The following is a 21,947-nucleotide window of genomic DNA, read 5'->3' on the forward strand; positions in this document are numbered from 1 at the left end:
ACCGCCTTCGCGAGCAAGCTCGCTCCCACAGGGGAAACGCGGTCCCACCAAGAACCAGGTCGGCTGTTAGGCCGCCTCGCGGCGGGCCCACGGAGCAATGCCGGAGTGAGGGCATGCCGAGCCTAAGCGAGGCACCAAGTGGTGGGGCAAAAGCGTTTTGCTTACTTTTGACTGGGCCGGCTTCCGGGCTTCTCAAAAGTGAGCCGCCGTCAGGGCGGAACCCTAAGTCGCCGTTACCGCAGCAACGGATATACACCCCAACCCGACGAGCAAATACCCAGCCTCTGTGGCATCTACCTCGTCGTAGCTGTTCTGGTTGCTGAGTATCAGGCAGGTTCATCCCGGGTGGGGCCCATCACTCAACTCCGCTATCCTGACCCCCACGTTCATTCATCGAGCCTTTTCATGCTTGAAGTCCGCGATGTCTTCAAAAGCTACCCCACGCCCCAAGGCCCATTGCCGGTGCTGCAAGGTATCAACCTGACCCTGATGCCCGGCAGCAGTCTGGCGCTGATGGGGGAGTCGGGCAGTGGCAAGAGCACCTTGCTGCACCTGGTCGCTGGGCTGGACAAGGTCGATCGCGGCAGCATTCGCAGTGGCGAGTATCGGCTAGATGGCATGAGTGAAAGCCAGTTGGCGAATTGGCGACGCACGGAAATCGGCCTGGTGTTCCAGCAGTTCAACCTCATCAGCAGCTTGTCGGTGGAGGACAACCTGGCGTTCCAGGCGCGTCTGTGTGGTCGTTATGACGCAGCTTGGCAAGCCCATCTGGTGCAGCGGCTCGGGCTTTCGGCGCTGTTGCGGCGTTATCCCGAGCAACTGTCCGGCGGTCAGCAACAGCGGGTGGCGCTGGGGCGGGCGTTGGCCTCGCGACCGCCCTTGTTGCTGGCCGATGAACCCACCGGCAGCCTCGACGAAGCCACCAGCGACGAAGTGCTGCAACTGCTGCTTGAGCTGCTGGAGGGGAGCCCCACAAGCCTGCTGATGGTGACCCACAGTCCACGGGTGGCGGCTCGCCTGGCCCAGCGCGTGGTGTTGCACGGCGGGCAGTTGGCGCAGGTGGCCCAGGGGTGATGATTTTTCGCCAGACCCTCAAGGCCCTGCTCAGCCATTGGCGCCAACACCCGGTGCAATTCTTCAGCGTGCTGACTGGCCTGTGGCTGGCCACCAGCCTGCTCACTGGCGTGCAGGCGCTGAACAGTCAGGCCCGGGACAGCTACGCCCGGGCCAGCCAACTGATCGGCGGCGAACCCCAGGCCAGCCTCAGTGCACCCGGTGGCGGCACCTTCCCCCAGCAATGGTTTGTCGAGTTGCGGCGCCAGGGCTGGCCGGTGTCGCCAGTGTTGCAGGCTCGGGTGCTGCTCAAGGACCAAGAGGATCAGCGTCTGCAACTGATGGGCATCGACCCGGTGTCGCTGCCGCCCGGTGCCGCGCTGGCGGGGCAGGCACGAGAGATGAGCGAGGTGGTGGCCTTCTTTACCGACCCCGGCCGCACCTGGATCGCCCCGCAAACCTTGCAAGCCCTGGGGCTGACCGAGGGGGACCGCCCTCGGAGCGTCGATGGGCAATCCCTGCCACCGCTGCATGCCCAGGAGGACATGGCGCCGGGCGTGCTGTTGATGGACATCGGTTTTGCCCAACAGGTACTCGGATTGCCGGAGCAACTGTCACGGCTTCTGTTGCCTGCCACGTTCAGCGCCGCGTTACCGGAAGCGTTCAACGGTCGCCTGCAACTCAAGCACGCCGATGAAGAAAACAACCTGTCGCGCCTGACCGAAAGTTTTCACCTGAACCTCGACGCCTTGGGTTTTTTATCCTTCGTGGTGGGGCTGTTCATCGTTCACGCGGCCATCGGCCTGGCCCTGGAGCAACGCCGCAGCCTGTTGCGAACCCTGCGCGCCTGTGGCGTCAGTGCGCGGGTACTGGTCACCAGCCTGACCATCGAATTGGGCGCGTTGGCCTTGCTGGGCGGGATCGCCGGGGTGCTCAGCGGCTATTGGCTGGCGAGCCTGTTGTTGCCCGATGTCGCGGCGAGCCTGCGGGGGTTGTACGGCGCCGAAGTGGCCGGACACTTGAACCTCAGCCCATGGTGGTGGTTCAGCGGTGTCGGCCTGAGTCTGCTCGGTGCGTTGCTGGCCGGCGCTGACAGTCTTTTGCGGGCGGCGCGCCTGCCCTTGCTGGCGCTGGCCAACCCCCAAGCCTGGCACCAGGCCCATGCGCGATGGCTGCGACGCCAGGGGTGGGTGGCTACGGTGGCGGCGTTGATTGCCGCATCGGCGTTGATCTGGGGCGATAGCCTGGCCAGCGGTTTTGTCCTGATGACCGCCTTGTTGCTGGGTGCGGCGCTGGCCTTGCCGGTGTTGCTCAACAGTGCGCTGAAGCGGCTGTTGCGCCGCAGCCGCTCGGTGCTCGGGCAGTGGTTTCTTGCCGATTGCCGCCAGCAATTGCCGACGCTGAGCCTGGCGTTGATGGCCTTGTTGCTGGCGCTGGCGGCGAACATCGGCGCTGGCAGCATGACCGCCGGTTTCCGCCAGACTTTCAGCAACTGGCTCGAACAACGGTTGACTGCCGAGCTGTACATCAACCCGCAGACCCCGGCCCAGGCGGAGGAACTGCACGCCTGGCTCAAGCAGCAACCGGCGATCACTGCCGTCGTTCCCCTCTGGCAAGTCTCGGTCCCGTTGCAGGGCTGGCCGACGGATATCCACGGCATCATCGATCATCCCCACTATCGACAGCATTGGCCGCTGCTGGAATCGGCCGGCGACAAGCCGTGGGAGCAACTGGCTGCCGCCGACACCCTCATGCTCAGCGAACAATTGGCCCGGCGCCTCAAGGTGAGTATCGGCGATCAGTTGACCCTGCCGACGCCGCAGGGGCCATGGGCACTGCGAATCGTCGGCATTTACGCCGACTACGGCAATCCCAAGGGCCATGTGCTGGTCAACGCCGACCACTTGCTGGCGCACTGGCCGAACCTGACGCCGAACCGTTTCAACCTGCGCATCGAACCGTCCGCGATCCCGGCGCTACTGACAGCGTTGCAAGGCCGGTTCAGCCTGGATGACAGCCGCATCGTCGACCAGGCCCGGCTCAAGGGCTGGTCGACCCAGGTGTTCGAACGCACCTTCGCCGCTACCGCCGCCCTCAACAGCCTGACCCTGGCGGTGGCCGGGGTGGCGTTGTTCATCAGCTTGCTGACTCAGAGCCAGAGTCGTCTCGGCCAGTTGGCGCCGCTGTGGGCGCTGGGGGTGACGCGTCGGCAGTTGATGCTGCTCAACCTCGGCCAGACCTGGCTGCTGGCGCTGCTGACCTTGGTCCTGGCGTTGCCGCTGGGCATCGCCCTGGCCTGGTGCCTGGACACGGTGATCAACGTGCAGGCCTTCGGTTGGCGCCTGCCGTTGCGGGTGTTCCCGTTGCAATTGATGCAGTTGCTGGCCCTGGCGATGCTCGCCACGCTACTGGCATCGGCCTGGCCGCTGTATGCGCTGTACCGCACGCAGCCGGCGGATTTGCTGAGGACTTTTGCCCATGAAGATTAGAGTCGGCGTGTTGCTGCTGGCGTTGCTCAGCGGTTGTGATGACTCCGCGCCAGCGCAAAAGGGCTTTGCCGGCCTCGGCGACCAGGCTGTCGCGTTCACGCCGGTTGTGCCTGGGCGGGTGTTCAGTTTCCCCGCCGACCATGGCCTTCATGAAGGTTTTCGCATCGAGTGGTGGTACGTCACCGCCAATCTCAAGGATGCCCAGGGGCATGAGTTCGGCGTGCAATGGACGCTGTTTCGCAGTGCCTTGAGTGCCGCACCCCAGGCCGGCGGCTGGCGCAACCAGACGATCTGGCTCGGCCACGCGGCGGTCACATCCGCCACCGTGCACCATGCCGCCGAGCGTTATGCACGAGGCGGGGTGGGGCAGGCCGGGGTGCAGGCGGTGCCCTTCAATGCCTGGATCGACGACTGGCAGTTCGGTACCCAGGCTTCAGGGGACGAGCCGTTGGCGGACATGCAATTGAAGGCGCGCGACCCACGCTTCAGCTATGCATTGCGGCTGACGTCGAGCCGGCCGCTGGTGTTGCAGGGCGATCAAGGTTTCAGCCAGAAATCCGAACAGGGGCAGGCGTCGTACTACTACAGCCAGCCGTTCTTCCAGGCCAGCGGTGAATTGGAAATCGATGGCCAGCGTTACGCGGTCAGCGGCCCGGCCTGGCTCGACCGCGAATGGAGCAGCCAGCCCCTGACCGCAAACCAGACCGGCTGGGACTGGTTTTCCCTGCACCTGGACAACGGCGAGCACCTGATGCTCTACCGCATGCGCCACAAGGACGGCGAGCCGTATCTCACGGGCACCTGGATCGACGCCCAGGGCCAAGCGCAAACCCTGCACGCCGGGGAAATCAGCCTCGTGCCTCAGGAAACCGCCAAGGTCGCCGGACGCTCTATGCCGGTCGGCTGGGCGATCAAGATCCCCAGCAAGCAACTCGACATCACCCTCCACGCGCTCAATCCCAATGCCTGGATGAACCTGCGCATTCCCTATTGGGAAGGACCGGTGCGACTGCGTGGCAGCCAGGGCGGCACCGGTTACCTGGAAATGACCGGCTACTGAGAATCGCCGGAACTCCCCGCGAACGCCGACCCTCATAGTTTATGAATGTCTCGCAGGAGCCCGTCATGAGCGATGACCTCAAACTTCCGTCGCTGGCCGATTGGCAGCGATTGTTCGACGACAAGGCCTACTGGCAGCAGTCCCCCGATGCTCACTTCACCGAACTGATGCGGGTGGCCAATGACCTGTTCGGTCAGGGCGCCATCGACCTGGCGCAGTGGCAGGTCTTGAAGACCAAGGCCGAACAACTGCACCAGCGCTCTCCGGATGCCAACGTCGCTGAAGAAGTCGCCGACCCCGACGCCTGATCCCAGGCCTGAAAGATTCAAGGAGTTCGCCATGCAGCACCGCCCCGATCAAACCCGGCAAAACCCCGACGCCCCGGCATTGCCCGGTGAAGTGGAACGCGATAACGATGCCTTGCGGCCCAATGACCCGGCCAAGCGTAAACAACAGCACGGTGACCCTGAGGCAGGGGATACCGATGCGCAGAAAACCGGTCGGCGTGGCTGAGGTTTGTCACGTCGACCGGCATTAAAAAAAGTTTTTTAATGACTGTTTAACTTTGTTTGGATGTGTTCGCGGCAGATAACTTTTGTACTTATTCTTGTTTTTGTATAGCTGCTGTACAGCGCTATGTAGCGGTGCCGTCCAAACACAAAATCATGGCGAGGGAGCTGGCTCACGCTTTGCTGTGTAGGAGCCGCGGAGGAGCTGTCGAGTGCAACGAGGCTGCGATCTTTCCCCAAACACTTGAATCTCAAGCGAAAGATCAAAAGATCGCAGGCTTCGCCAGCTTCTGCAGAGATCGCGGAGATAGTTGTAACAATGAATAATTATTTAAACGGGCGCGCGGACATATTCGGAAAGTTCCATTATTATTATTCGCGTTCGCCCAGTGTCAGGCTCTTTACCAGTGCATGGATTGCCGAGGCCATCGCACTGGGCGAACACCACCCTGAATCAACAACTATCGATTATTTTCAACTGCACATCGACCTGCAGAATTGGCCGATGCGTGAGTGGCTGCCTCCGATTCAACCAGCGGCCGGCGAGCGCCAGTCATCGGAGCCCGAGGTACCGCTGACTTCGTGGGTCCAGGTGATTTTGCGATACGTGAAGTGCACGTCCTCCAGATGGGTGAAGTGTGAGTTTTCCGGGTTCTGGCAGTTGAGCATGTAGTCCTTGATATCGACGATGATCGCGTCCTCCAATGTGGTGGTGTAGTAGTGCTCCTGGGTGCCTGCGGCCGAAGTGCGGTACCACTGGATCTTGACTTCCTCCAGGCGTTCGCCGCTCGTCAGGGCGACCTGAAGCAGTGGCGAGGCTTTGTCGAATACCTTGGTGATGGTCAGGGGTTTGTGTATGCGCTGACCGGTTGGCTGACCGGATTGAGGGTCGCGAGGGATGGTCACTTGGTGCTCGAAAGCCTGCACCATGACCTGATCTTCATGACCCTCTTGATAGGTGTTGCCCACTGAATCGGCGGTAAACGCACCGGCAGTGATCAGGCCTTGTTTAGTGCCTTTAACGGACATGTACGCGGGGGTAGCCAATGGATGCTCTCCTTCCTGGATAACGATAGGGCCTGGGACGGGAGTCGCCCCGAGGTGGCCTCACGGATATCAAGAGCTATGCCATTTTTTAAAAATCTATATATATCAATAGGTTGATCTTCTATCGGGAAGCGCCTCCCTGCAGGCAAGCGAGAAATCGCTCAGAGGTTTGCTCGGCCCATTGCAGTTCCTCGCGGCCCGATCAGACACCGCGATACCCGGGCCGGGTGGCTGAGAAAGGCGCGCTGCGCGCACGCCTCTCAGGCAGTTTTTTGCCGTTTTGCCCTTCAGCTTATTCCTACACGCGCAATGCAGACCGGCACTCATCGATGGAGCGCTGTTGCGTCTGGGCGTACAGCCTCAGCTCATCGATGGTCGCTCGTCCCAGCGCCTCTTCGAAGGCCTGGCGATTGGACTGGCCGGCATAATGACTCTGGGCGGCATCGCCGAGGTTCGACTGGAAAATGCCGGCGGCGCTGACGGGCAGGAAGTCCTCGTACACCAAGGGTTCGGCGCGCAGGTATTGCTGCTCGAGCAAGTGCTCCAGGGAGACGGCTTGCTCAAGTGTGCCCTTGGCGGCAAGGCCCTTGGGGGTGACGAAATAGCGGAAGTACGCCAATGCCTGTCGGCGCAGTTCGTCGTGGTTGTCAGGGAATTCGACAAAGTGTTCGGCCATCAGCCGGTTGTAGCGTTCGGCGTTGGCTTCGTTGGGAAACTCTCCCAGCGCGTCGCGCGCGGCGTTCAGCAATTGATCGTAGAGCGCGCGGCCCTTGGGCGTGAGGGCGGCACCGCGTTGTTCGATTTCGCCGAAGCGGGCGCTGTGGCTGCCTTGGGACTGTGGCTGGTCGGTGAAGGCGACGGGTTCGTCGAGTGCCTTGAAACTGGTCTGGCGCAGCAGGATCGGGCATTGGCGGCGGGGTGGGCCTTCGATCACGGCCTTGGGGGTAATGCCGTGCACGGGCATCCGGGCCTGGACGATGTCGATGTCCAGGGTGCGCGGCGTCAGATGATTGATGTGCGGGCCCTTGAACGCCACCACGTCGGCGATCAGGCGATGCTGGGCGCTCAATTGTCGGTACTGTTCGGCGGTAACGGTGGCGCTGTGGTGCCAGCGAAAGGTTTCCAGGGCCTGTAGGACGAAGTCCTCAGCCTGGGCTTCCGTCAGGCCACCTTGGCGTTCGGCCAGGTCAATGAGCTCAAGGGCCCTGGGGGTGAAGATCTGTCGTTTGTCCAACACCGACTCGGCAAAGGCCCGAAGCTCGGCGTTCTCGATCAGTTCCAGGCGCAGCAGCGAGGTGAACACCCGAAACGGGCTGATCTGCAACGCGCTTTCGTGCACGGCGCGAAAGGCGGTGGAATGCACCGGCACCCCGGCAGGCGTGAGGTCGTAGTAGCCCACCGGCTGCATGCCCATGACCGCGAACAGACGCCCCAGGGTCGCCAGCTCGGCGGCGGTGCCGACGCGGATCGCGCCGTGGCGTTCCAGGTCCAGGCGCTCGAGTTCGCCGGTGCTGCGCAGGTGTGCGGCCAGGACCGGGTCTTCGGCCAGCACCTGGGCGTTGGTGTGCTCCACCAGCTTCATCAGGGCGCCATACAGCGGCACCTCGTCGCGGTACATGTCGGACATCGCCCTGGAGAAGCGTTGGCGGATCAGGTCGGGGCTGACGAAGCTCATCGTAAGAGTTCCTGGCGAGGGCTGTGGGAAAGATGGACGAAAGATCGCAGCCTTCGCCGGCCCCGGCAAACGAAGAATCTTCAGGACTTCATTCTGCCAGGGACTGATCCACCAGCTCGATCCAGTGCCGCACGGGCGTGCGACCGGCGCCGTCGAGGTGGTTCTGGCAGCCGACGTTGGCAGTGACGATCAACTCCGGCTGGCCACTTTCCAGCGCATTGAGGCGGTTATCCCGCAGTTGCCGCGCCAGGGCCGGCTGGGTCAGCGAATAGGTGCCGGCCGAGCCGCAACACAAATGGCCGTCGGGCACCTCGGTGAGGTTGAAACCCAGCCGCGTCAGCAGCGCCTCGATGCTGCCGGCGAGTTTCTGCGCGTGCTGCAAGGTGCAGGGGCAATGCACGGCAATGCGCTGGTTCCTGGCCGCGCAGATCTGTTCCAGCGGTTCCTTGCCGAGCACTTGCACCAGGTCCAGCGCCCGCTCACTCACCTGCCTGGCCTTGGCGGCGTAGGCCGGGTCATGCTCCAGCAGGTGCCCGTAGTCCTTGATGAATGCGCCACAGCCGCTGGCCGTCTGGACGATGGCTTCAGCGCCGTTTTCCAGGTGTGGCCACCAGGCGTCGATGTTCTGCCGGGCGCGATCCAGCCCAGTGGCCTGGGCGTCGAGGTGATAATCCAGGGCGCCGCAGCAGCCGGCCTGCGCACAGGTGATCACGCTGATGCCGAGTCGATCCAGCACTCGTGCTGCCGAGGTATTGGTGTTGGGCGACAGGCCCGGTTGCACGCAACCTTCGAGCATCAACACCGTACGTCGATGCCGCAGAGGCGGGCGCTCGCCGTGAGGAGGGGAAGGGCGGGGCAACTTGGCGCTCAGGTTCGCTGGCAGCAACGGACGGAAGATCGCTCCAAGACGCAGCAGGGCCTTGAACCGATCGGGGCTGGCGGCCAGGCTTCGCAGCCCCAGGCGCAGCGCGCGTTGGTCGGCGGGACGCGGCACGGCTTGGTCGACCACCGCCCGGCCGATGTCCAGCAGGTTGTGGTAATCCACGCCGGACGGGCAGGTGGTCTCGCAGTTGCGACAGGATAGGCAGCGATCCAGGTGCAGCTGGGTGCTGGCCGTCGCCGGCTGGCCTTCGAGCACTTGCTTGATCAGGTAGATGCGTCCGCGCGGGCCGTCCAGTTCATCGCCGAGCAATTGGTAAGTGGGGCAGGTGGCATTGCAGAAGCCGCAATGCACGCAGCTGCGCAGGATCCGTTCGGCTTCTTCGGCGCGGGGTAGATTTTTGCTTTCCTCACTGAACCGAGTCTGCATAGGTAGTGTCCTGTATCACAAATGCTGTTTCTTTTTGACGGCGTCTGTTGTCGTCATGCTGCGTTGCCGCTCCTCGCCATAGCGGGCTATGACTCGTCGCGGCGCCTTGCCTGACGACAACAGCCACTCGTCAAAAAGGAACGCATTTGCGACACAGGACACTAGAACTCCAGATACATCCGACCAGGGTTGAAAAGCCCCAGGGGATCGAGCTGGGCCTTGAGCTGCCGGTGATAGCGCAGCAGCGCCGGGGCCAGTGGCTGGAACGGTGTGTCGCTGGCACCCTGACGATAGCAGGTGGCATGGCCACCGACTTCATGGGCCAGGGTTTGCACCGTGTCGGCCTCGGTTTTCAACCAGCGTTGGGCGCCGGCCCAGTCGATCAACTGCGCGCCGGGCAGGGTGAGCGGCCCGGTATGGTTGGGCAGCGACAGGCGCCACAGCGGCAAGCCTTCATCGAAGAAGGCCAACTGATGTTCATTGAGTGCCGTCCAGTATTGATCGTCGATCACCTCGCCACCGAAACGCTGATGAGCGGCGCTGACCGAGCCTTCGCCACCCTCCAGGCGCAGGTGCAGGCAGTCGCCGTCATGGCTGGCTGCGCTGATGGGCAGGGGCTGACGGCCCCATTCGGCGAGTTTTTCCAGGGCCTCGGTGCTGTCCAGTTCCAGGCGGATACTCAGGCTGTGACGGGGCTTGGGCAGGACCTTCAAGGAAACTTCGGTGATCACCCCCAGGCAACCGAAACTGCCGGCCAACAGGCGCGACAGGTCGTAGCCGGCGACGTTTTTCATCACCTCGCCGCCGAAACGCAGCAACGTGCCGTGGCCACTGATCAGCCGCGTGCCCAGGACGAAGTCGCGCACCGAACCGGCCCACGGTCGACGCGGCCCCGACAGCCCGGCGGCGACCATGCCGCCGACCGTGGCGTCATCGCCAAATGCTGGCGGTTCGCAGGGCAGCCGCTGCCCGGCGGCGTCGAGGGCGGCAAGCAGTTCCCGCAGCGGGGTGCCGGCCCGGGCCGTGATCACCAGTTCGGTGGGGTCGTAGTGGACGATGCCACGATGCACGCGGGTGTCCAGCACTTCGCCGGCCACTTCGCGCCCCAGGAAAGCCTTGCTGTTGGACCCCTGGATGCGCAGCGGCGTGGCGTCGGCCCGGGCGCGATTGACCTGTTCGAGCAGCAGGTGGCTGGCGTCCTGGTCGGCTTCGCGGTTCATCAGAAACGCTCCAGTTCAGGAAACGGCAGTTGCCCGCCATGGATGTGCATGGCCCCGAATTCGGCGCAGCGGTGCAGGGTGGGGATGTTCTTGCCGGGGTTGAGCAGGCCTTGGGGATCGAAAGCTGCTTTCACCGCGTGGAACAGGTTCAGTTCGTCGCTGTTGAATTGCGTACACATCTGATTGATTTTTTCCCGGCCGACACCGTGTTCGCCAGTGATGCTGCCACCTACCTGGACACACAGTTCGAGGATTTTCCCGCCCAGGGTTTCGGCGCGCTCCAGTTCGCCGGGCTGGTTGGCATCGAACAGGATCAGCGGGTGCATGTTGCCGTCACCGGCGTGAAAAACGTTGGCGACGCGCAGGCCATGCTCGGCACCGAGGCTGGCGATGCGCTGCAGTACCTCGGGCAGGGCACGTCGCGGGATGGTGCCGTCCATGCAGTAATAATCCGGCGCCAGGCGACCCACCGCCGGGAAGGCGTTCTTGCGCCCGGCCCAGAAGCGCAGCCGCTCGGCCTCGTCCCGCGCCTGGCGCACCTCGGTGGCCCCGGCCTGCTCCAACACCTGGCGGACCCGTTCGCAATCGTCATGGACATCGGCCTCTACCCCGTCCAGTTCGCACAGCAGGATCGCTTCGGCCTCCACCGGATAACCCGCGTGGATGAAGTCCTCGGCGGCGCGGATCGCCAGGTTGTCCATCATTTCCAGGCCGCCGGGGATGATCCCGGCGGCGATGATGTCGGCTACCGCTCGCCCGGCCTTGTCCACCGAATCGAAACTGGCCAGCAGCACCTTGGCGACCTGGGGCCGGGGCAACAGTTTGACCGTCACTTCGGTGATCACCCCCAGCAAACCTTCGGAACCGGTGAACAGCGCCAGCAGGTCCAGGCCCGGCGAGTCCAGGGCTTCGCTGCCGAGGGTCAGGCGCTCGCCTTCGATGGTGAGGATTTCCAGCTTCAACAGGTTGTGCACCGTCAGGCCGTACTTGAGGCAGTGCACGCCGCCGGCATTTTCCGCGACGTTGCCGCCGATGGAACAGGCGATCTGCGACGAGGGATCCGGCGCGTAATACAGCCCGAACGGCGCCGCCGCCTGGGAGATCGCCAGGTTGCGCACACCGGGCTGAAGACGTGCGGTGCGGGCGTCGGGGTCGATGTGCAGGATCTGGTTGAACCGCGCCATCACCAGCAACACGCCGCTTGCCAGGGGCAGGGCGCCGCCGGACAGGCCGGTCCCGGCACCCCTGGCGACCACCGGCACATTCAGCCCATGGCAGAGCTTGAGCAGCGCTTGCACCTGCTCGACTCGCTTGGGCAGTACCACCAGCAGGGGCGTGGTGCGGTAGGCCGACAGGCCATCGCATTCGTAGGGCTTGAGATCTTCCTCCTGATGCAGGATGTCCAGGTCTGGAACCTGTGCCTGCAAGGCTTGAAGCAGCGCCTGTTTGTCCACCTTGGGCAAGGGGCCGTCGAGGTGTTCGTCGTAGAGGATGTTCATGAAGTCGATACCTCTGAGTCGGCTCGAATCCCTGTGGGAGCGAGCAAGCTCGCTCCCACAGGGATTCATTTTGTTATTTTCGCATCGCCGTCACTGCCCCAGCCCCTTGAGAAATTCCCGGTACAGCGCCGCGGTTTTTCCCGGTCGTTCGACCATGGGCATGTGGCCAATACCGTCCCAGATTTCCACCCGCAAATCGGCGATGCCCTTGCTCCACACCGGCACGCTGCTGACGTCGATCAACCTGTCCTTGCGCCCCCAGAGTAGCAGCGACGGGGCGCGGATGTCGGCCAGGCGCGGTTCCATCGGCGGGCTGGCGCGAAAATCGACGAAGATCTCCGCCAGTTCCTCGCGGCGCTGTTCGTAACGTTCGGCCATTGCCGCCAGCACCACGCTGGGCACCCAGGGCGGGGAGGCCATGGTCATTGCGTAGAACGGCGCGAAATCGTCCCGCGAGTCGACGAGGAACGGGTTATGCCCGGCGGCCAGGTGGCGTTCCATGTCGCTGGCCTGGGGCGCGGTGACGCCGGCCGGATCGATCAGCGCCAGGGTCAGCACGCGCTCGGGCGAGGTGGCCGCCAGCCATGCGGCGAGGTAACCGCCCATGGAATTGCCAATCACATGGACCTTGTCCAGGCCACAGGCGTCGAGCAACTCGATGACCCGCCGGGCCTGGGTCGGGATGTCATAGCCGCCGCCGGCCTTGAAGCCGGTTTCGCCATGGCCGGCCAGGTCGGGCACCACCACCCGGTAGTCGCCGACAAAATGTCGGGCGAAGCGCAGCCAGAGATTCTTGTCGGCGCTGTAGCCATGCAGCATCAGGATGCTGCCGGACGCTTCATAGGGCCCGCCTTGCCAGGTCGATACGGTCATCTCGCTGATGGGGACGGTGATCTTGTGCAACCGGTAGAGACGTGCCTCCAGCGCCATGCCCATGTCGTACAGCACATGGCCGATGCCTGGATATGTCAACCAGCTCCAGGCGATAAACACGGCAAGGACTACCCACAACACCAGCATGTTTTGCCCCCCATGGGTCAGGACAGAATGTGATCGGCCAGTCTGAGCCGACGGGCCAGATATTCTTAAGTGAAGCTGAAACCCGAGCACATCGCGATGACATGGCGCATTTGCTTTGCTACTTGCTATGACAGCCGCCGGATGACTCATGTATAGCCAAGATCCGCGGCAGGGCCCGACATTTGAAGGAGAATAAATACCCCCTCATTCAGTGGTGGCTATTTGATGCCGCCCTGATAGACTCCAAGCTACCCCCCGTCCCAACGACTTGGGAAGCCCGCGGTGCAGAGGTTCCTATGCAAAAAACGGGAAAAAAGGGACGGACGCTGGCCAGGAGGCTTTATATATCGCGCATTCTGGGCCTGACGCTGGGGTTGCTGTTGGTGAGTGCTGCCGTCTTTCCCCTCGAGCCGGCGCCGTGGGTCTGGGGTTTCATGCTGTTCAACGGCCTGCTCTGGCCACACTTGTCCTACGGGTGGGCCCGGCGTTGCTCGGTGCCGTACCAAGCCGAACACATCAACTTATTGATCGATGCGGCGCTTGGCGGCTTCTGGGTCGCGGCAATGCAGTTCAACCCGCTGCCCGCAGCCGTCACGCTGGCGATGATGGCGATGAACAATGTCGCCATTGGTGGCCTGCGTTTCCTGCTCATTGGGGCCTTGGCCCAAGTGGCCGGCGTTGTCGTGGGCGTGCTGATCTTCCCGCTGACCAGCGTGCCCATGACCAGCCCGGCGCAGATCTATGCTTGTTTGCCGTTGCTGTGCCTGTATCCGATGGCGCTGGGTTGGTTCTGCTATCGCCAGGCCTACATTCTGGGCCGGCAGAAACGCGAGTTGCTGGCCCTGAGTCGCACCGACAGCCTGACTGGTTTGCTTAACCATGGCGCCTGGAAAGATCGCCTCAACGAGGAGTTCCAGCGCTGCCAGCGTCACCCGAATGACGGGGCAGGGCGCGGCGCGATTGCGCTGATCGACATCGATCATTTCAAAGCCATCAATGACACCTATGGCCATGTCGCCGGCGACATTGTGCTGCGCCAGCTTGGCAAGATGCTCAAGCAAAACCTGCGCGCCGCCGATGTGGTCGGGCGTTATGGCGGGGACGAGTTCTGTGTGATTCTGCCGGACCTGACGCTTCACAACGCCGTGCAGGCCATGGACGGCTTGCGCGAGCGCTTTGCGACGCTCAGCTATGAACAGAACCCGGCGCTGAAGGTGAGCCTGAGTATTGGCCTGGCGGCCTTCAACCCGGCTTATGGCGATGCGACCCATTGGCTCAATGATGCCGACCAGGCGCTTTACGAGGCCAAGACCGGCGGGCGCAACCGGGTCACGTGTTACCGGCATCGGCAGGTGTTGGAGGTATCGGCCATTTCTCCCTGAGGTGGCCACCTGCGGTCTAGAGCCTTGACCCATTGTCGGGTAGGGTGCCTCTGGCACTCTTTCGATACGGAACAAGGATGAAATCATGATGATGACCGCTCTTCGCTCCCGTCTGGCCGTCAGTCTTGGCCTGAGCCTGGCCCTCGGCGCCTTTGCTCCCGTTGCTTTCGCGCAGCCCCATCAACAAGTCCTGAGCGACGCCGAACAGTACAAGGGCGAGGCCCTGAAACTGCTCGAACGCTTGGTGAACATCGACTCCGGCTCAGGCTATGTGCCGGGGCTGACCCAGGTCGGTGACATTGCCATCGATGAATTGCAGAAGTTGGGCGCCACCATCGAAAAGGTGCCTAACTCGGACGGCACCCAGCACATCCTGGCGACCCTCAAGGGCACCGGCAAGGCAAAAATCCTGCTGATGGCGCACATGGACACGGTGTTCAAGGAAGGTTCGGCCGCCGAGCGTCCCTTCCATATCAAGAACGGCCGGGCCTACGGGCCGGGGGTGATGGATGACAAGGGCGGCATCGTCGCCGGGATCTACGCCTTGAAGGTGCTCAAGAACCTGGACTTCAAGAACTACGCGCAGATTACTTTCCTGCTCGACGCCAGCGAAGAAACCGGTTCGGACGCCGCCACCGACCTGATCAAGAAAACCGCCAAGGCCCATGACGTGACGCTCAACCTCGAGCCGGGGCGCCCGGCCGATGGTCTGGTGGTGTGGCGCAAGGGCAGTGCCACGGCGCTGGTGGAGGTCAAGGGCAAGGCGTCTCACGCCGGTGTCGCGCCGGAGTTGGGGCGCAATGCGGCGATGGAAGCCGCGCATCAGATCTTGCAACTGGGCAAGCTCGGCGACGCGGAAAAGAAAACCACCATCAACTTCACGGTGATCAAGGCCGGCGACCGGACCAACGTGATTCCCGACCAGGCGAGCGCCAAGGCGGATGTGCGGGCAGCGGTGCCGGAAGAGTTCGACCGCATCGAAAAAGACCTGGCCCGGGTGTCGCAGGACAAGTTGATCGCCGACACCGAAGTCACCACCAGCCTCAAGCGTGGCTTGCCACCGATGCCGCAGACGGCGGAGTCGGACCGGTTGATGGCCATGGCCCAAGGCATCTATGGCGAACTGGGGCGCAAACTCACTGAAGAAGGTAGCGGTGGGGCGGCGGATGCCAGCCTGTCGGCCGGGGTTGGTACGCCGACGCTGGATGGCTTTGGCATTGTTGGCGGCAACATCCATACGCCGGAGGAATACGCCGAAGTCGAGAGTGTGGTGCCAAGGATTTATCTGTTGTCGCGGATGATCATGGAGTTGGCGGGGCGGTAAAGCGCTGCCCATTTTTTAAAGGATCGAAACATCGCACCGTCCCGCTGTGGAAGCAAGGCTTACCCGCGATGAAGATGACGCGGTCTCCTGGGGAACCGAGGCGCCTGCATCGCGAGCAAGCTTTGCTCCCACTGGGATTTGTGTTGCGCCGCTTCGATCGTTCGGTGGCGGCTATACGCAGGTTGGTAGACCGGGTACCAAGGCAAACCCAGCGCGCCACAAGGGCGCCCCGCGCACAGCCGCCATAATAAATATGCCGGAGCCGTGCGCCTTAGTTTTACCCGGGCTACCAAACCCGATTGCTGATTCGTCAGCGACCCGGAAACGATAAAGCCCTGGCCTCAAGGCGCGCAAGCCGGCGGATTCTGGCGTAGTTGTAGGTAACGGCGCAAGACGATGTGGCTCGGTCCTACCCCGAGGCTAATGTGATAAACATCCAGGCTTTTGTAGTGAGGGAATTTAGCGAAATGTCGCAGCGTCCCGCTGTGGGAGCAAGGCTTGCCCGCGATGAAGATGACGCGGTCTCCTGGCGAACCGAGGTGTCTGCATCGCGAGCAAGCTTTGCTCCCACAGGGATTTGTGTTGCGCCGTTTGACCTGGTTCAGTAGACCCAAACCTCAACCCGTCGATTCCTGACCCGTCCTGCATCCTCGCTGTTGGCCGCCACCGGCATCAATGCGCCGAACCCCCGTACCTCTCGCAGCGCCACGCCGTATTTGACCAGTTCGCGCCGCACCGCCATGGCCCGCAGTTTTGACAGAAGGTCGGCCCGCGCCGGGTCGTCCTTGGCGTCGCCAAACCCCACCAGGGTCACACGCCGGTCGGTTTTGCCATGCTGCTTTATATAGTCGAGCACGCGGCCCAGGTCCTGGTGGGCCTTGTTGTCCAGGCTGGCGCTACCTTCTTCGAAGCGGAAGTTCACGGTCAAGCGTTGGGCGTGGCGGCTCAGGGCCTGGTAACCCTCGGGCATCAATGCATTCGGCGTGACGGCCATGGCCTGGACGGTTTGGGCGATGAATCCATTGGCCGCGACGATGGTCTGGCCCTGCTCGCTTTGGGTGAACGCCACCAGCGCCTCGGCCCACGGGTTGGTCGCCTGGGGTGGCAAATAAAAGAACAGGCGCCGGGACAAGGGGTAGTCCTCGGTGGCGATCAGGTTGTTCAACGGCAACATGGGTTGGGAATCACCGTCGACAATCGCCAGTGCCTTGGCCTGGCGCACATAGGGCAAACCGATGAAGCCGATGCCTTGCGGGTCCTGGCTGACAGCGTCGGACAACTGTTCGCTGGATTCGAAGCGCCGTGCTGTAGGATCCAGCCGTTTTCCCTGTCGGCTGAGGACCAGTTCCTTGAAGGTGTCGTAGGTGCCGGACTGTTCATCCCGGGCATAAAGATGAATCGGCCCGCCAGCACCGCCCACGGCTTCCCAGGTTTTCGCCTCGCCACTGAATATCCGCGCCAGTTGCACGGTATCGAGCTGACGCAATGGGTTCTGCGGATGAAGAATAATCGCCAGGCCATCAATGGCGATGACCTGCTCGGCGGTGGGACTTTTCAGGTCGCCCAGGGACGACAGTTCCTTCAGCTCACTGTCCTTGATCGGTCGTGAAGAGGCGGCCAGGTCGGCGTTGCCCTGCTTGAGGGCGGCGAAACCGGTGCTGGAGCCGTGGGCGGCAATGTCGATTTCCACTCGCCGACCGTCAGTGGTCTGGCCGACGATCCGCTGCTCATTGTCCGTGCCGGTGATTTCGGCGCTCACTTTGAGCAGCCCCTGGCTTTCCATCAGCCCTTTGACCAGCGCCGGGCCGAGCGTTGCCCCTATGGTATTGGAGCCTTGAAGGCGCAGGGCCGGGCCGGATTCTGGAAGAGGCAAGCCGGGAACAGGCTCGCGTTCAGCGCAGATCGCCAACGGCAGCCACAACGCCATTATCCAGACCACGCACAGACGCATGCCGACACCTTCAGAACCCAGGGAAGTGCCGGGAGAATAAGTCAGGCAGATGACTAAACGATGACAGGGCGATTGCGTTCTTAAGCGCCGGACTCCATTGCTGCCAGCTCGGTCACCAGATGTTCGATCAACGCCCTCACGCGCTTGGGTTGGACGCGGGCAGTCGGGTAGACGATCTGCAGTAGCGTGCTGCCGGCCGTGAACTCCGGGAGTAACTCCACCAACCGCCCGCTCTTGAGATCGTCGCGCACATCCCAGATCGACTTGAGACTGATGCCGTGTCCCTCCAGGCACCACTGGCGTACGAGGCCGCCGTCATTGGCGATTCGCCGACCCTGGACCAACACGCGATGCACCTCGCCGCGTCGGCTGAAGGTCCATTCCCGCGCCGTATTGATGCCCAGGCGCATCACCAGGCATTCGTGTCGGGTCAGTTCGGTGGGGTGCGTTGGCGTGCCATGACGCGCCAGATAAGTGGGCGCGGCACAGACCACGCGACGGTTTTCCCCCAAGGGCCTGGCGCGCAGTGAGCTGTCGGCCAAGGCGCCATAGCGAATGGCAAAATCGAGCCCCTGGCTGACCAGGTCCACGTAGCCGTCGCCCAGGTCCAAATCCAGGCTGACATCTGGATGCTCATCGAGAAATCGCGACAGGATGGGGTCGATGTATTGGCGTCCCAAATCTTGCGGGGCACTCATGCGAATCGGCCCGCTGAGGGTTTGGGTGCCGGCGCGAATGCTGCTGTGCAACTCGCCGGCTTCGGCCAGTAACCGGCGGGCCCCTTCGACCAGCAACTTGCCTTCGTCGGTCAGGCTGATCGCACGCGTGGTGCGATTGAGCAGGGTGGCGCCGTAGTAGGTTTCCAGGGTGGCGAGCCGTTCCGAGACCGAAGCGGGGGACAGCCCCACCTCCCGGCCGGCAGCAGAGAGTCCACCTTTCTCAACGATGAGTAGAAAAAGCTCGAGGTTCTTCAGGAACATTATTCGGTAATTCCGAAATGTATTTTCGCCAGTGGATCAATTATCAGGAAAACACGCAAGGCATACCTTAGTGCCTCAGACGATTGCACTTCAGTGTTTTTTCCAGGAGTCCGCCATGGCCATTTCCGAGGTACCCGATGCTACTCACAACCCCGAACGCAGGACCTTCCTGGCCCAGGCGAGCGCTGGTGCTGCGTTGCTGGCGGCGGGGGACCTTTTGACGACGGGCTCGGCGCAGGCCGGTATCTCGACAAAAGCCGTCGGCGTTTCCAGGAGTGGCTTCTGGCCGGGCGACACCCGCTTGGTGATTTCGATTTCCATGCAATTCGAAGCCGGAGGGCAACCGCCCAAGGGGACCGACAGCCCGTTTCCCCCAGTGGATTTCCCTGACGGTGTCCCCTCCGATCCGGCGACCAATACCTGGTTTGCCTACGGCTATCGGGAAGGTATCCCACGCATGCTGGATTTGTGGGACCGCCATGACGTCAAGGTCACGTCCCATATGATCGGCGAAGCGGCGCGGCGCCAGCCGTCCCTGGCACGGGAGATTGTTGCGCGCGGTCACGAAGCGGCCGGCCATGGCCCGCGTTGGAGTTCGCAGTTTGCGATGAGTCGCGAGGAGGAACGGACGTTCCTGCGCCAGGCCGCCCAGATGGTGCAGGAGGTCACCGGGCAGCCGGTCACCGGTTACAACTGCAACTGGTTGCGCCGGGGGCCCAATACCCTGGCGTTGCTGCAGGAGCTGGGCTACCTCTACCACATCGATGACGTCAGTCGCGACGAGCCCTTCATCGAATCGGTCAATGGCAAGGACTTCGCAGTGGTCCCCTACACATTGCGCAATAACGACATCGTGCTGATCGAAGGCCGGCATTATTCGCCCCAGGCCTTCCTGGAGCAGGTAAAGCTCGATTTCGACCAACTCTACGAAGAAGCCGGCACACGGCGGCGAATGATGTCGATCAGCGCCCATGACCGTATCAGCGGCACGCCGCAAATGGTGCGGGTCTGGGATGAGTTCCTGCGTTACGCCAAAAGCCACCCGGGCGTGACGTTCATGCGCAAGGACGATATTGCCCGCTACACCCTCGCCAGTGCGCTGTCGGTGCGTGAAGCCGAAACGCTCTGAAGCCTTTTTACAAAACCGGGCCCCGGCCCTTGATCGACCCGAAGGAACCTACCATGCCGTTCTCATTCCTTGCCCTGCCTGGCGGCTTGCGCCTGGCCGGTTTTTCCCTGGCCCTGGGCCTGTCGCTGGGGGCCTCGGCCGCCACCGATGCGCTCGTGGCGCCCCAGAGTCTGATTGTCGACCAGAGCCTGTCGGCGCGGCAGGCGTCCGCCATGATCCTCGCGGCCCGGCGTTATGACACGTTCTGGCACACCGGAGACGAAGCGCTGGCCCGCGAAGCCCTGGCGCCTGGCTTCATCGACAAGACGCCACCTGCCGGGCGCAAGCAAGGCCCGGAAGGACCGTTACTGGCGTCTCGAGCCTTCCGTGGCGCAGTGCCGGATCTCAGTTGTGTCGTGGAACAGATGTTGGTGGTGGGGGATCGGGTCGTGGTGCACCTGCGCTTTCGCGGCCATTTCACCGGCACCTTTGACCAGCTCCGGGGCCAGGGCCAACCCGTGGAGTTCATCGCGACGGATATCTATCAGGTGGACCAAGGAAAAATTGTCGCCAACTGGCACATCGAGGACAACTTGAGCCTGTTCAAACAGCTGGGTGCTCTCTGACAGACAGGCTCGCCTTTGGCGAGCCGTTTTGCTGATCAGCTCAACTGCAACCAGATCGGCGCATGGTCCGACGGTTTTTCCATGCCCCGCAGTTCGTAGTCCACGCCGGCGTCCTTGACCCGTGGCAGCAGGCCGTGGGAGGTGAGGATCAGGTCGATGCGCAGGCCGCGCTTGGGCTCGTCCTCGAAACCGCGGCTGCGGTAGTCGAACCAGCTGAAGCGGTCGGTGACGTCCGGGTTCAGGTGGCGGAAGCTGTCCACCAGGCCCCAGTTCTTCAGGCGGGCCATCCATTCGCGTTCTTCCGGCAGGAAGCTGCATTTGCCGGTTTTCAGCCAGCGCTTCATGTTGTCCGGGCCGATGCCGATGTCGCAGTCTTCCGGGGAAATGTTCACGTCGCCCATCACCACCACCGGCTGGTCGTTGCTGAAGCGGCTTTCCAGCAGTTGCTGCAAATCGCTGTAGAAACGTTCCTTGGCCGGGAATTTGGTCGGGTGGTCGCGGCTTTCACCTTGTGGGAAATAACCGTTCATGATGGTCACCGGCACGCCGTTGGCATCGGCGAAGGAGCCCCAGATGAAGCGCCGCTGGGCATCCTCGTCGTCGCCCTCGAAGCCCTTGTACAGGCTCAGTGGCGCCTGGCGGGAGAGCAGGGCGACGCCGTAATGGCCCTTTTGCCCGTGGTAATGCACGTGGTAGCCCAGGGCCTGCACCTCGGCCAGGGGGAATTGTTCGTCGTGGACCTTGGTTTCCTGCAGCCCGATCACGTCCGGCTGGTGCTTCTCGATCAGCGCCGCCAACTGATGGGGGCGGGCGCGCAGCCCGTTGATGTTGAAGGAGACGATCTTCATGGTCGGCTGTCCTGGCAAAACTGCGATGCTAGCTGACATGTCGGAACACGGCCAGCGTGGCAGTAGGACAAATGCGCTGCTAATGTCCTGTGGGTGTAGGAACGATCGCAACCCAATCGGGTTCGTACTCAATAAGAGCAGGGCCTCATCGAGCCTCGCCCCAGGAGAACTACCGTCATGCCTGAAACCGTCACCGCCATCGCCGACATCCATATGCTCGACAGTGGTTATTCCCGTGAAGCCCGTTCGTTGCTGTACCAGGCCTATCGCCACGAGCCGACTTTCAGCTACCTGTTCGAATCCGAGCGTCCCGGTTATGAACAGCGGGTACGGGCCACGGTGCGTGAGCTGGTCAAGCAGCATTTTCTCCAGGACCTGCCGGCCATCGGCTTGCTGGTCAACGACCGCCTGATTGGCATCGCCCTGATCGCCCCGCCGCAGCGGCGCCTGGGCATCACCGAAAGCTGGGCCTGGCGCCTGCGCATGGTCTTGAGCACTGGTTTTCGTTGCACCCGGCGCTACCTGGAATACCACGCGGCGGTGCTGGCCTGCCTGCCGTCGGATGCGGTCCATGTATTGCCGCTGCTGGGGGTGCATCCACAGTTCCAGGGCAAGCATTTCGGCGAACAGTTGCTCGAAGCGGTTCATAACTGGTGTGCGGTGGACGAGCATTCCCAGGGCGTGGTGCTGGACACCGGCAACCCACGTTACCTTGAGTTTTATAAACGCCAGGGTTACGAGGAAATCGGTGAAGTGGCGGTAGGACCGATCCGCGAGCATGTGTTCTTCCACGCCAACCCGCAGGTCCTGCAAAGCGCAACGGCATAGTCTGGCGAACTTTTGCGAA

The 21,947-nt window shown here is 62.7% G+C and carries 19 protein-coding genes; 10 read left to right on the plus strand and 9 right to left on the minus strand.

The genetic code is table 11. From position 1 onward, the window contains the following. The first annotated feature begins 405 nt into the window (after positions 1 to 405). The 5 genes from AB4O09_RS11160 to AB4O09_RS11180 all read left to right on the plus strand — a co-directional run bounded on the left by AB4O09_RS11160 (position 406) and on the right by AB4O09_RS11180 (position 5,115). Positions 406 to 1,074: an ABC transporter ATP-binding protein gene (locus AB4O09_RS11160; protein ID WP_003203718.1), complete on the plus strand. Its 669-nt coding sequence runs from the start codon at positions 406 to 408 to the stop codon at positions 1,072 to 1,074. Next, a complete protein-coding gene (locus AB4O09_RS11165) occupies positions 1,074 to 3,542 on the plus strand; it encodes an ABC transporter permease (RefSeq protein ID WP_123351035.1) in 2,469 nt (822 codons plus the stop codon). Before AB4O09_RS11160 ends, AB4O09_RS11165 begins: the two co-directional genes overlap by 1 nt. Further along, positions 3,532 to 4,602 carry a lipocalin-like domain-containing protein gene (locus AB4O09_RS11170; protein WP_003203714.1) on the plus strand — a complete coding sequence of 357 codons (1,071 nt, stop codon included), beginning with the start codon at positions 3,532 to 3,534 and terminating at the stop codon, positions 4,600 to 4,602. Before AB4O09_RS11165 ends, AB4O09_RS11170 begins: the two co-directional genes overlap by 11 nt. 65 nt (positions 4,603 to 4,667) lie before the next feature. Next, positions 4,668 to 4,910, plus strand: a complete 243-nt coding sequence (locus AB4O09_RS11175; protein WP_027912999.1) for a hypothetical protein — start codon at positions 4,668 to 4,670, stop codon at positions 4,908 to 4,910. A gap of 31 nt (positions 4,911 to 4,941) precedes the next feature. Then, positions 4,942 to 5,115, plus strand: a complete 174-nt coding sequence (locus AB4O09_RS11180) for a hypothetical protein (RefSeq protein WP_003203710.1) — start codon at positions 4,942 to 4,944, stop codon at positions 5,113 to 5,115. A 524-nt stretch (positions 5,116 to 5,639) separates the two neighbouring features. Here the strand turns inward: AB4O09_RS11180 and AB4O09_RS11185 are convergent. From AB4O09_RS11185 to AB4O09_RS11210, 6 genes are all read right to left on the minus strand, one after another. Continuing rightward, on the minus strand, positions 5,640 to 6,158 hold the full coding sequence (locus AB4O09_RS11185; protein WP_003203708.1) for an Hcp family type VI secretion system effector: 519 nt from the start codon (positions 6,156 to 6,158) through the stop codon (positions 5,640 to 5,642). 298 nt (positions 6,159 to 6,456) lie between these two features. Next, a complete protein-coding gene (gene hglS, locus AB4O09_RS11190; RefSeq protein WP_003203706.1) occupies positions 6,457 to 7,833 on the minus strand; it encodes a 2-oxoadipate dioxygenase/decarboxylase HglS in 1,377 nt (458 codons plus the stop codon). Between the two features lie 88 nt (positions 7,834 to 7,921). After that, positions 7,922 to 9,142, minus strand: coding sequence for a glycolate oxidase subunit GlcF (glcF, locus tag AB4O09_RS11195; RefSeq protein ID WP_003203704.1), 1,221 nt, complete (start codon positions 9,140 to 9,142; stop codon positions 7,922 to 7,924). Between the two features lie 161 nt (positions 9,143 to 9,303). Beyond that, positions 9,304 to 10,362: a glycolate oxidase subunit GlcE gene (gene glcE / locus AB4O09_RS11200; protein WP_100264104.1), complete on the minus strand. Its 1,059-nt coding sequence runs from the start codon at positions 10,360 to 10,362 to the stop codon at positions 9,304 to 9,306. Further along, positions 10,362 to 11,861, minus strand: a complete 1,500-nt coding sequence (gene glcD, locus AB4O09_RS11205) for a glycolate oxidase subunit GlcD (RefSeq protein WP_053163003.1) — start codon at positions 11,859 to 11,861, stop codon at positions 10,362 to 10,364. Before glcD ends, glcE begins: the two co-directional genes overlap by 1 nt. A gap of 90 nt (positions 11,862 to 11,951) precedes the next feature. Next, on the minus strand, positions 11,952 to 12,881 hold the full coding sequence (locus AB4O09_RS11210) for an alpha/beta fold hydrolase (protein ID WP_003203699.1): 930 nt from the start codon (positions 12,879 to 12,881) through the stop codon (positions 11,952 to 11,954). Between the two features lie 296 nt (positions 12,882 to 13,177). Here AB4O09_RS11210 and AB4O09_RS11215 point away from each other — a divergent pair, with 296 nt between their 5' ends. Together AB4O09_RS11215 and AB4O09_RS11220 are read left to right on the plus strand one after the other, a co-directional pair. Further along, positions 13,178 to 14,263: a diguanylate cyclase gene (locus tag AB4O09_RS11215; protein WP_013693795.1), complete on the plus strand. Its 1,086-nt coding sequence runs from the start codon at positions 13,178 to 13,180 to the stop codon at positions 14,261 to 14,263. Positions 14,264 to 14,348: 85 nt separating this feature from the next. Next, entirely contained in the window at positions 14,349 to 15,587 is a 1,239-nt protein-coding gene (locus AB4O09_RS11220) for a M20/M25/M40 family metallo-hydrolase (RefSeq protein WP_003203695.1), read from the plus strand. Between the two features lie 601 nt (positions 15,588 to 16,188). Here AB4O09_RS11220 and AB4O09_RS11225 read toward each other — a convergent pair. Together AB4O09_RS11225 and AB4O09_RS11230 are read right to left on the minus strand one after the other, a co-directional pair. Further along, positions 16,189 to 17,514, minus strand: coding sequence for a substrate-binding domain-containing protein (locus AB4O09_RS11225; RefSeq protein WP_085983275.1), 1,326 nt, complete (start codon positions 17,512 to 17,514; stop codon positions 16,189 to 16,191). A gap of 104 nt (positions 17,515 to 17,618) precedes the next feature. Next, positions 17,619 to 18,518 (minus strand): LysR family transcriptional regulator, encoded by a 900-nt coding sequence (locus AB4O09_RS11230; RefSeq protein WP_013693793.1) that lies wholly within the window; start codon positions 18,516 to 18,518, stop codon positions 17,619 to 17,621. A 115-nt stretch (positions 18,519 to 18,633) separates the two neighbouring features. Here AB4O09_RS11230 and AB4O09_RS11235 point away from each other — a divergent pair, with 115 nt between their 5' ends. Then, entirely contained in the window at positions 18,634 to 19,647 is a 1,014-nt protein-coding gene (locus AB4O09_RS11235; RefSeq protein WP_039012630.1) for a polysaccharide deacetylase family protein, read from the plus strand. Positions 19,648 to 19,700: 53 nt separating this feature from the next. Next, positions 19,701 to 20,252: an ester cyclase gene (locus tag AB4O09_RS11240; protein ID WP_013693791.1), complete on the plus strand. Its 552-nt coding sequence runs from the start codon at positions 19,701 to 19,703 to the stop codon at positions 20,250 to 20,252. A 35-nt stretch (positions 20,253 to 20,287) separates the two neighbouring features. Here the strand turns inward: AB4O09_RS11240 and xthA are convergent, their stop codons facing one another. Further along, entirely contained in the window at positions 20,288 to 21,100 is an 813-nt protein-coding gene (xthA, locus tag AB4O09_RS11245; RefSeq protein ID WP_258635923.1) for an exodeoxyribonuclease III, read from the minus strand. Positions 21,101 to 21,277: 177 nt separating this feature from the next. Here xthA and AB4O09_RS11250 point away from each other — a divergent pair, with 177 nt between their 5' ends. Further along, positions 21,278 to 21,928 carry a GNAT family N-acetyltransferase gene (locus tag AB4O09_RS11250; protein ID WP_027913007.1) on the plus strand — a complete coding sequence of 217 codons (651 nt, stop codon included), beginning with the start codon at positions 21,278 to 21,280 and terminating at the stop codon, positions 21,926 to 21,928. Positions 21,929 to 21,947: the final 19 nt, after the last annotated feature.

This window comes from Pseudomonas sp. H1_F01 (assembly GCF_054681425.1).